Annotated in this window: 5 protein-coding genes; 3 read left to right on the top strand and 2 right to left on the bottom strand. The window is 71.0% G+C overall.

The window, feature by feature from the left end; translation table 11 throughout:
* Positions 1 to 1,381, top strand: a 1,381-nt coding sequence (locus tag VF697_RS29305; RefSeq protein WP_331100040.1) for a pyruvate dehydrogenase complex dihydrolipoamide acetyltransferase, incomplete at its 5' end; no start/stop codon positions are given.
* Between the two features lie 62 nt (positions 1,382 to 1,443).
* Here VF697_RS29305 and VF697_RS29300 read toward each other — a convergent pair.
* Positions 1,444 to 1,656 carry a hypothetical protein gene (locus tag VF697_RS29300; RefSeq protein ID WP_331100039.1) on the bottom strand — a complete coding sequence of 71 codons (213 nt, stop codon included), beginning with the start codon at positions 1,654 to 1,656 and terminating at the stop codon, positions 1,444 to 1,446.
* Positions 1,657 to 1,815: 159 nt separating this feature from the next.
* Here VF697_RS29300 and VF697_RS29295 point away from each other — a divergent pair, with 159 nt between their 5' ends.
* Together VF697_RS29295 and VF697_RS29290 are read left to right on the top strand one after the other, a co-directional pair.
* Positions 1,816 to 2,130, top strand: coding sequence for a DUF2795 domain-containing protein (locus tag VF697_RS29295; RefSeq protein ID WP_331100038.1), 315 nt, complete (start codon positions 1,816 to 1,818; stop codon positions 2,128 to 2,130).
* Between the two features lie 181 nt (positions 2,131 to 2,311).
* Positions 2,312 to 3,469, top strand: coding sequence for a sensor histidine kinase (locus tag VF697_RS29290; protein WP_331100037.1), 1,158 nt, complete (start codon positions 2,312 to 2,314; stop codon positions 3,467 to 3,469).
* Here the strand turns inward: VF697_RS29290 and VF697_RS29285 are convergent.
* Positions 3,447 to 4,103 (bottom strand): hypothetical protein, encoded by a 657-nt coding sequence (locus VF697_RS29285; protein ID WP_331100036.1) that lies wholly within the window; start codon positions 4,101 to 4,103, stop codon positions 3,447 to 3,449. The genes VF697_RS29290 and VF697_RS29285 overlap by 23 nt on opposite strands.
* Positions 4,104 to 4,167: the final 64 nt, after the last annotated feature.

Here is a 4,167-nt window from a genome sequence, read left to right as displayed (position 1 = left end):
CATCGGCGCGAAGGGCGAGAAGGTCGACGCCGGAGGAGCCACGGCCGCCGCGCCCGCTCCGAAGGCCGCCGCTCCCGCCGCCGCTGCTCCGAAGCCCGCCGCGGCTCCGGCCGCCGCGCCCGCCGCCCAGCCCGCCGCCGGCGGGGGAGAGGGCATCGCCATCGTGATGCCCGCGCTCTCCCCGACGATGACGGAGGGCAAGCTCGTCAAGTGGCTGAAGAAGGAGGGGGAGAAGGTCTCCTCCGGCCAGGCCATCGCCGAGGTGGAGACGGACAAGTCCAACCTCGAGGTGGAGGCCTACGACGACGGCGTGCTCGCCCGCATCGTGGTGCAGGAAGGCCAGATGGCGAAGGTGGGGGCGCCCATCGCGTTCCTGGCGGGGAAGGGGGGCGCCAAGCCCGCTGCTCCCGCCCAGGCTCCGGCGCCCGCCGCGGCTCCGGCTCCCAAGGCCGCCGCTTCCGCGCCCGCCGCTCCGGCTCCCAAGGCCGCTGCTGCCGCTCCGGCGTCCGCGCCGGGGGGCCGCGTGCGCGCCAGTCCGCTGGCGAAGCGCATGGCCCGCGACCGAGGCCTGGACCTGTCCCAGGTGCGCGGCTCCGGTCCACACGGCCGCATCGTGAAGAGCGACATCGAGAAGGCGCTCACCCAGGCGCCTGCTCCGGCCGCCGCGCGCAAGCCCACCGCTCCGGCGGCTCCGGGCGTGCGTCCCGAGCCCAAGGCGGTGCCCGTCTCCTCGATGCGCAAGGTCATCAGCCAGCGCATGGCGGAGGTGAAGCCCGGCGTCCCGCACTTCTACCTCTCGGTGGACGTGGAGATGGACGCCGCGCTGAAGATCCGCGAGGAGGCCAAGGCGCTCGAGTCGAAGGTCTCCGTCAACGACATCATCGTGAAGGCGGCGGCCATGGCGCTGCGCCGCTACCCGAAGATGAACGTGTCGCTGCACGGTGACTCCATCCTGCACTTCGAGACGGTGGACATCGGCATCGCGGTGGCCATCGAGGACGGCCTCATCACCCCCGTCATCCAGGACGCGGATCAAAAGGGGCTGGCGGCCATCTCCGCCGCCTCGCGCGACCTGGCCGAGCGGGCCCGCAAGCGCGCCCTCAAGCCGCACGAGTACACCGGCGGTTCGCTGACGGTGTCCAACCTGGGCATGTACGGCATCGACTCGTTCATCGCCGTCATCAACCCGCCCCAGGCGGCCATCCTCGCGGTGGGCTCCGTCTCGGACAAGGTGGTGGTGCGCGAGGGGCAGATGGTGGTGCGCAAGCTGATGACGGTGACGCTCTCGGGCGACCACCGCGTCATTGATGGCGCCATCGGCGCCGAGTACCTCCGGGAGCTCAAGGCGCTGCTCGAGCACCCGATGCGGCTGCTGTTCTAGTCACTCCGCCGCCACGGTGGGCCGCCGTCCCGAGCGGCCCCCGTGGCGGTCTCCAGCCCGCGTCACTCGCGGGTCGGTTCCTTCTCCTCGTGCATGTCGTGCTCCAGCCGGCGCTGGGCCTCGGTCACACTGGCCTGCTCCTCGCGCCGGGTGCCCGTGGGCAGCTCCGACTCGTGCTCCTCGGAGCGGCCCTTGATGCCGGGCCACGGGTCCGGGTGCGTGGCCTGCACGTGCTCGATGTGCTCGGCGTAGCCGGGATCCTTGTTGTCCGCCATGTCGTCCCTCCTCACGGTGTCGGGGTGCCTGGATACGGTGGGGGTGCAGGTGGGAGACGGCCATGGGGGGCGCCGCTTGGGTTGGCTCGTTCCCCCGCTCGCAGGGCAAGTGAAGAAAAGGGCGCGCAACCCATTCGTGAGCTGCTTAACTTTGCTTCGATGAATGACGACGACACGAGACGCACCCGGCTGGAAGCGGGGATGAAGGAGTTGGAGACGCGGATGGGGCAGCCCTCGCCCCTGGCGCAGCCCCTCCACAAGGCCCTGCTCGGGGCCGTGTTCCCCCTCTCCACGGAGCAGCTCGTCTGGCTGGCCCGGGAGAACGAGGCGGCCCCTGTCGTCCTGTCCCTGGTGAGCAACCTGCCGCGGCGGCTGTTCGAGTCCCTGGACGCGGTGCTGCGGGAGTTGGAGCTTCAACCCGCGGTGGGGGAGGAGGCGGCCGAGCCCTCGATGGTCCCCATGCAGGAGCGCTGAGGGGTCAGACCCCAGGGTGATTGACGCCGAGCGTGCGGGAGTTCCCGGCGCGTGTGGGTGCTCGCCTGGGGTGAACACGGCCCATCGGGTTTTGCTCGTGACGTGGTATCTCTTGGGGCGTGGGCACAGTGGGTTGGAAGGGTGGGAGTGGGTTGGTCGGCCTGGCCCGGAGAGGAACTCCATGAATCCGTCTGACCTCCCCGCCGTCCTCTACGTCGACGACGACGCGCTCAACCTCCGGGTGTTCGAGGCGAACTTCGGCTCGAAGTTCCGCATCTTCCGTTGCTCGACGCCGGCCGAGGCGCTGACGCTGTTGGAGCAGAAGCGCAGCGAGATTGGCGTCATCCTGTCCGACCAGCGCATGCCGGGCATGACGGGCGTGGAGCTGCTGGAGCGCGCGCGTACGCTGGCGCCGGACGCCAAGCGCATGCTCGTCACGGCGTACTCGGACATGCAGGCCGTCATCGACGCGGTGAACCGCGGTCAGGTGAGCCGCTACTTCGTCAAGCCGTGGGACCGGGCCGAGGTGTTGGCCGCGCTCGAGGACGGGCTGAGGATCGCCCGGCTGGAGCTGCGCATCCGCGAGGTGGAAGGGCGGATGATGAAGGCCGAGCGTCTGGCCACGTTGGGTCAGGTGACGGCCGGCATCGCGCACGAGCTGATGGGCCCGGTGGGCTACCTGTCGCAGAACGTGGCCTCGCTGCGGCGGGATTTGGAGTGCGTGGTGCAGTACGCCTCCAAGCATCTGGCGAATGATCCCTCCTCCGAGGTGGCGAGTGTGCTGGAGGATCTGCCCTCGCTGCTGTCGGACCTGGCCACGGGCGCGGATCACCTGCGCGGGGTGGCGCTGGGCCTGAGGGGGCAGGCGCGCGGTGAGGACATGGAGGCCTCGGCGGACGTGGCCGAGGTGGTGTCCTTCGCGGTGAAGCTGGCGCGCGCCGAGGTGCGGGATCGTGCCCGCATCACCACCATGGGCGAGCCGGTGAAGGTGACCTTCGGGCCGGTGAAGCTGTGCCAGGTGCTGCTCAACCTGATCGTCAACGCCGCGCAGGCCATGGAGGGCCTGGGCCGGCCGGGTCGCATCGACGTGCGGTGGACGACGCGAGATCAGGACGTGGTGCTCACCGTGGCGGACAATGGCTGCGGCATCCCCCAGGAGCTGCAGGAGAAGGTGTTCCAGCCGCTCTTCACCACCAAGCCGGTGGGCATCGGCACGGGCCTCGGCCTGTCCATCTGCAAGGAGCTGGTGACTCAGGCCGGCGGCGGCGTGCGGCTGTCGTCCAAGAAGGGCGAGGGCACCGAGGTGGAGCTCTCCCTCAAGCGAGTCCAGCTCCCCTGAGGCCGAAGGCGTTGTGCAGGAGGCGCCACACCCGGAAGAGCGCCTCCTCCTCGCTCGCGCCGATGTGATCCACCAGCACGGCGCGCCGCGGCCCTTCCTTCTCGCCCGCGCGCCACACCACCACGAGCGCATAGCGCCGGGGCACGCGCTCCACCACCTCCACCGCGGTCACCGCGTCGAAGGGCACCCACTCCTTCTGGGTGGCCCCCGGGGCCCACCGGAGCTGCTCCACCCGCAGGCGCTCGCTGGGGAAGTGCAGCACGAAGCGGCGCCGGCCGAGCTGCCCCTCCAGCCGCAGGGCGAAGCCCACCAGGGCCGCCGACAGCACGCCCAGTCCCACGGGCAGGGGAGGCAGGCGCTCGCCGCCGCTTCCCCACAACACCGCGCCTACCGCTCCCGCCGCGCACAGGGCCGCCAGCACCAGGCAGGCGCCCGGGAGCTGGCGCTGCAAGAAGGGCGGGGGGAGGGACTCCCCCAACAGGCGGCCGGGCTCGTACCGCAGTCGTACGTCTCCGAGCCGCCGGGGGGCGGGGTTCTCCTCCAGGGCATCCGCGAAGCTCGCCACACGGCCCAGCATAGACACCACACGGCGTCCCTCGAAGTCCGACGCGAGCTGTGCAATCCTCAAATGCATGGATCTCCCCTTCGAGACGGAAGAGGGCGGCGGCGGGGGTGAGGGGGGTGGGGGCACCCTCGCC

This window comes from Archangium sp., assembly GCF_036388035.1.
In the GTDB taxonomy this organism is placed as follows: Bacteria; Myxococcota; Myxococcia; order Myxococcales; family Myxococcaceae; genus Archangium.
Note: the sequence above shows the minus strand (reverse complement) of the source record. Positions and strands in the feature narration are given on the sequence as shown.

What these genes read in the sequence shown, in the direction of transcription:
- VF697_RS29300 (WP_331100039.1), bottom strand. Translation starts at nt 1,656, where the DNA reads ATGGCGGACAACAAGGATCCCGGCTACGCCGAGCACATCGAGCACGTG.
- VF697_RS29295 (WP_331100038.1), top strand. Translation starts at nt 1,816, where the DNA reads ATGAATGACGACGACACGAGACGCACCCGGCTGGAAGCGGGGATGAAG.
- VF697_RS29290 (WP_331100037.1), top strand. Translation starts at nt 2,312, where the DNA reads ATGAATCCGTCTGACCTCCCCGCCGTCCTCTACGTCGACGACGACGCG.
- VF697_RS29285 (WP_331100036.1), bottom strand. Translation starts at nt 4,103, where the DNA reads ATGCATTTGAGGATTGCACAGCTCGCGTCGGACTTCGAGGGACGCCGT.